Source organism: Mesorhizobium sp. M1E.F.Ca.ET.041.01.1.1 (genome assembly GCF_003997355.1).
In the GTDB taxonomy this organism is placed as follows: domain Bacteria; phylum Pseudomonadota; class Alphaproteobacteria; order Rhizobiales; family Rhizobiaceae; genus Mesorhizobium.
Genome location: NZ_RZSL01000471.1, coordinates 1 through 4,919 on the forward strand (window position 1 = coordinate 1; position 4,919 = coordinate 4,919).

Genomic DNA, 4,919 nt, shown 5'->3' on the forward strand with positions numbered 1-4,919 from the left:
GTGTCCTACGCGACTTTAGCCAAGGTGATCGAGATCATCTCGGCGGCCGATTCCTCGATCGGCCAGATCGCGCAGAACCACCTCGGCGTCGTCGCCGCCATCCGCACCGTTTCCGACAAGGATCAACAGGCGCTGCTGTTCGCCGAGGTGCTGAAGGGCACCCGCTTCGGGAACGCCTTCTCCGAATTCGGCTCCAAGCGCGCGGCCGATTTCGAGACCCGGTTCACCGACGCCGGCGATCATGTGATCGTCAACGGGCAGAAATTCTATTCGTCGGGCGCGCTGCTGGCGCATCTGGTGCCGATCGTGGCGCTCGACGATGAGGGGCGCGCCTGGTACGCCATCGCCGACCGTGCCGCGCCGGGCCTTACCGTGATCGACGACTGGTCGAGCTTCGGCCAGCGCACGACGCTGTCGGGCACGGTGATCATCGACAATGTGAAGGTGCCGAAGACGCATCTGGTGCCCGGCTACAAAGGCTACGACAAGCCGACCGCCGACGGCGCTATCTTCCAGATCATCCAGGTGGCGGTCGACACCGGCATCGCGCAGGCGGCGATCGACGAGACGGTCCACTTCGTCAGGACCAAGAGCCGCGCCTGGATCGACAGCGGCGTCGACAATGCTTGGGACGATCCCTATACGGTCCAGGCGATTGGCGATCTGACGTTGCGCCTGCACGCCGCGCAGGCGCTGCTGGAAAAGGCCGGCCATGCGATCGACCGGGCCGTTGCCGAGCCGACCGCCGAGACGGTTGCATATGCCCAGATCGTCACCGCGGAATCGAAAATCCTGTCGACCGAGATCGCCATCGCCGCCACGAACAAGCTCTTCGAGCTGGCGGGCACGCGCTCGACGCTTGCCGAGCACAATCTCGACCGGCATTGGCGCAATGCCCGCACCCATACGCTGCACGATCCGGTACGCTGGAAATACGCGATCCTCGGCAAATATTTTCTCAACGGCGAGAATCCGCCGCTGCACGCCTGGAGCTGATCAGGCCGTTCCGTCGAGGCCGGTCGGCGTCGACCAAGTTTCGCCAAGCGGCGGCCCGGCCGGGCCGCCTACTTCTCAATCCAGGAGCCACCCCGGGAGATCCGTTCCATGGCAAATCCAGCAATCGTCGGTTTTTCCGGCAACATCACCCGCCCGTCGAAGACACGCACCTTCGTCGACCTCATCGTGCGGGACATCGCCATCCGCCACGGCCTCTCTTCCAAAACCTATGACATCGATGACGTCGGTCCGTCGCTGGGCGCCGCCAAATGGGCGCGCGACCCGACGCGCGGGCCCAGGAGATACTTTCAAACGTCATCGCCGCAGATGTGCTCGTCGTCGGCTCGCCGACCTACAAGGGCAGCTATACCGGGCTGTTCAAGCACTTCTTCGACCTGGTCGATCCGTCGGCGTTGAGAGGCAAGCCAGTGCTTCTCACCGCTAGCGGAGGCGGCGAGCGCCATGCCTTGATCGTCGAGCATCAGCTCAGGCCGCTGTTCGGCTTCTTCGAGGCTTTCGCGCTGCCCACAGCCGTCTACGCGACCGACAAGGATTTCACCGATGGGGTGCTGCGCTCCGAACTGATCCTGAAACGGGCGGCGCAGGCCGTTAGCGAAGCTGGACTTCTGCTCTGGGGTAAACGAGGTGTTCGCTTGGCCGCCGAGTGAATAAAGTCGCTGATCTAGCGGCATCGCCCGGCTCGCCATCCTGCGTCTTTAAAAGCAATCACTCAGGGTTAAGATGTGGGTTGTTGAAAGCCCCCGCCAATGTTCATGTTGCGCGCAGAGAGGTTTGGGCCCTTGCTGTCCGGAGTATTTGGTTACGATTCGATCGGTCGCCTGACCGGCCGCAGGTCCATGACGTGGAAAATCAGTGCTTTCGATCTCGCCGGTTGACCCGTCGGAAGGCGCTTCGTTCAAGCAGATATTGAGGAGCGCATCGCGCTCCGCCAGGCCCGATCGAGGCAAGCCCATCAGGACATTTACAACCTCCAAACCAGACTTCCGGGGCGTACTCAGCCCAGCAATCTACAGCGCCGACACGTCTGAACCTGCGGATGCCCCACGAGCTTTCCGAACGTGGATGATCGTTGGGCGAGGCTTTCCCAATCTTCCGCGCCCCCTTGAACACCCATGGGCGGGACAGCACATTGTGCGACGGTCGGCGGGCAATGCGCACGGTTCTGCGCAAAATGAGTAGGAGAGACGGATGCACGCGGAGGAGTTCAGCAGCCCAGTTTTCGTGAGGCGGTCCACGTACATCGTTCAAGAGATTGCCAATCTTGCGGACGCTATCGACTTCCTCAATGACTGGCCCGAAGATCAGCAAGACCTAACTCACTTGGCTGCGCTTCGGGCGTGCCTAGATGCATGCGATGGGCAGAAACCCTTGAGCGCTGCACGCCACGCGTTTCTCGCCTTTGCCAAGCGCTGCGAGATTTTGGAAGATCCGATGTCCGCCATGAAGTGGATCGCAGCCTGCAAAAAGGTGCGCGCTTAGAAATTTCTTGAGCTGTTGTCAGATTCCCGTGGGCTGAGCGTGACATCATGAAACCTAGTCCGGAAGCAAGAGCTATTCTCATCCGTTGCAGGCCGCTTTCAGCGAGGAACAGGGCAAGGCACTCCTACGGATTGCCGGCGGTCCCGCTGCTGCGCGGGCGCCACGGCGGCTCCGGCTGATGAAAACAGGTGACCGCGAGTGGTATATCAGTTCACAATGCGAAGAGCATGGCGGTCCCCCGTCGCAAATGCCAGCTGCGCCGATCCTTATCCGGTGGTCGGAATCCAGGGTGCCCCGAGACGCGCCGTGATGGAGGAGGGCTGAGAGCGGCGGGCTGCACCTGAGGGCCGTGACATGGCTCTGTCGCAAACCTATCGGTAAGCGGAGCATGGCATGGAACGCTCCTCTGCCATGGAGGAGCACGTGATGTTCAAGGGCCGTCATTTCTACGAGTCGGTGATCCTCCTGTGCGTGCGCTGGTACTTGGCCTACAATCTGAGCCTGCGCGATCTAGAAGAGATGATGGCCGAACGCGGCTTGAAGGTCGACCACTCCACCGTGCATCGCTGGGTCGCTCACTTCTCGCCGCAGCTGCTGGAGCGCTTCAATCGGCGCAAGCGTGCGGTCGGCAGCAAGTGGCGCCGGAATAGCGGGAAAAAATGGGCGTTAGCATAAGCTCGTCGCTCCCGAGGTTGCCGCGCGGTCCGGCCGGACTGTGCGTCTGCGCGATGCATTCCTCGAGACGCTCCAGGCGGAATTTCGCAACACGAAGTTCATTCCCGGCTTCGAAACGTCGATGGCGTCCCTGAGGTGTGGTCGCCATGAGGTCGCGCTCCAGTTCGACAATGCGCCCACGCACCTGCCGCGCCTCGTCCTGACGCAACGCCTTGATCCACCCACGCCCGCGCATCAGTCTTTCCTGCCAGCACCCCGAAAGTCATGCCGAGTTATGCCGCCGAGACCCAAATTTGCGGCAAGCCGAAACACTCGAAATTTAACTTCCGCCAATGCGAGGAAGTCGAAACAGCCTGGCCAAGATAGTCAAGGAAACGGACACGATCCTGGGAGGCGGCTATCGTCTCGCCAATAAGGCTGAGCCCGAACCGGAAACCGGCCGGATCCATGTGCCAGGAGCGCGTCACGTCGCGAAACACCGACCGGGAGATGCGGGCGAGAAACCCGCGGCCGGTCGAATTCCTCTAAGATTGAATGCCCGCGAAAGTCTCAGGCGGTCTCCAAACTGGGCGAGCGGAAGACATGCTTGCGGCCGCCCTTGCGCATCGGCTGGCGGAATCTGTCGCAAACGCCTTTAAGGGTGAGGAAAGGGCGGCTTTCAGATACCTTCACGCGGCGATTGCCTCGACACGCCGGTGGTCCTGCGCGATCGTGTTGTTCAAGATTCCTGATCGTGATCGGGTTCAGCCAGCGCCTGGAACGATCCTGCAACCGATTTGCCGCGTCGCAGGAAGTGATCGCCCGCATCTCACGCAGCGGGCCATGACGTGAGTCTGGTGGGGTCTTCCAAGCGCCGATTTGGCCGGTTAGGGTGGTTTGCAGGGGCGCGAACAACCGGATGAACGAACGCAATGGTGCTGGAAAAACTGCGCGCTTGTTGGGGATTTAGCCCGACCGTCGATAGGAACGTCGCCCTGGTCGAAGGCTTCCTGAAGGGCAAGCGCTTCGCCGAGCTGGCGCAGGAACGTGGCTTGTCGATAACGAGGGTGCGCCAAATTATCGAGAGGGCCGATCGGCACGTGGGTGGCGGCATCGTGACCAAGGCTGAACCGTCCAAGGCCTCGCCTCGATCCGATTTCATGGTCGACTATCCGTATGTGTGGAAGCTGGCCGAGATGCACCGGCTCGGTAGCGTCACGCCGCATCATTTCTTTACGGAGTTGGAACGCGCGGGATCGCTGGAGCGGCTGGTTGACAAGATGAAGCGGTTGCCGGGGCGCACACCAACAACGACACGTGAGCTGGCCCGCCTGGTGTGGCAAAAGGAGCGGGGCGAGAGCCCATGGCCTGCAATGAAGCGATCAAGCATTGCGATCGCGCAACCAAGCTGCCCCGTCGACCATCCGGACCGTGGGCTTCAATGCCAGCTCACCTTGGAACCGGCCCTCCAGGAATTGGTTGAGCGCGCAGCCAATTCCGGCTGGACCGAGGACGAGATAGCTTGCACGCTCCTCGAGTTCGCCCGCGCGCGCCTCAAAGAGGTAGCTACCGAGCGGGGCAATCTGCCCACCCTAAGCAGCAACCGTGACGTACTAAGGTTGCCGAAGAGCAAGCCTCATACCGCCGGCCGGCAACGGAACCGCTAAAGAACGGGACCGACGATTGATCTACAGCGGAGTTATTGCCTCGTCCGACCCGGTGCAGGGGCGTAGACGCATGATGATGCCGTAGCTCACTTTGTTAGTTTC

Annotated in this window: 3 protein-coding genes and 3 pseudogenes; 5 read left to right on the forward strand and 1 reads right to left on the reverse strand. The window is 61.5% G+C overall.

The window, feature by feature from the left end; translation table 11 throughout:
• The 4 genes and pseudogenes from EOA38_RS28020 to EOA38_RS28035 all read left to right on the forward strand — a co-directional run.
• Positions 1-996 (forward strand): SfnB family sulfur acquisition oxidoreductase (locus EOA38_RS28020; RefSeq protein WP_127300747.1); only part of this gene is annotated, 996 nt, incomplete at its 5' end.
• Between the two features lie 108 nt (positions 997-1,104).
• Positions 1,105-1,664: pseudogene (gene msuE / locus EOA38_RS41000) on the forward strand (FMN reductase).
• Positions 1,665-2,205: 541 nt separating this feature from the next.
• Entirely contained in the window at positions 2,206-2,496 is a 291-nt protein-coding gene (locus EOA38_RS28030) for a DUF982 domain-containing protein (RefSeq protein WP_127300748.1), read from the forward strand.
• 426 nt (positions 2,497-2,922) lie between these two features.
• A pseudogene (locus EOA38_RS28035) lies at positions 2,923-3,123 on the forward strand (IS6 family transposase); the annotation flags it as partial.
• Between the two features lie 731 nt (positions 3,124-3,854).
• Here EOA38_RS28035 and EOA38_RS28045 read toward each other — a convergent pair.
• Positions 3,855-3,972, reverse strand: a pseudogene (locus tag EOA38_RS28045) (IS6 family transposase); the annotation flags it as partial.
• A 110-nt stretch (positions 3,973-4,082) separates the two neighbouring features.
• Between EOA38_RS28045 and EOA38_RS28050 the strand changes: the two are divergent.
• Positions 4,083-4,817 (forward strand): hypothetical protein, encoded by a 735-nt coding sequence (locus EOA38_RS28050; protein ID WP_245480932.1) that lies wholly within the window; start codon positions 4,083-4,085, stop codon positions 4,815-4,817.
• Positions 4,818-4,919: the final 102 nt, after the last annotated feature.